Here is a 319-nt window from a genome sequence, read left to right as displayed (position 1 = left end):
CGACGGGCAGGCAGGCCGCGCCAGCCTTGACCACGCGGAGCAGAGCGGCAGGGAGGCCCGCCGAGCGGGGCAGCGCCACCGCCACGACCGACCCGGGGCCGATCTGCCGGCGGCGCAGCGCCCCGGCCAGCCGGTCCGAGCGTTCGTCCAGTTCCTGGTACGAGAGCGTGCCGTCGCCCTGGTCTCCGGCGACGGCGGCGGGGTCCCGCTCCACCTGCCGGGCGAAGAGCTGAGGCACCGTCAGGCCCGGCAGCGGCGCTGCCGTGTCGTCCGGCGCGTTGAGCACCTGCTCGCGCTCCGCGCCGCTCACCACGTCCAG

General features: G+C 77.4%; 1 protein-coding gene. It reads right to left on the bottom strand.

Features of this window, described 5'->3' with window-relative positions; translation table 11 throughout:
* A partial coding sequence (locus tag J0695_RS40465) for an AMP-binding protein (RefSeq protein WP_206969788.1) occupies positions 1–319 on the bottom strand: 319 nt, incomplete at both ends.

This window comes from Streptomyces beijiangensis, from assembly GCF_017315755.1.
GTDB lineage: Bacteria > Actinomycetota > Actinomycetes > Streptomycetales > Streptomycetaceae > Streptomyces > Streptomyces beijiangensis.
The sequence above is the reverse complement of the archived record's forward strand: the minus strand, read 5'-3'. Positions and strand labels throughout refer to the sequence as shown.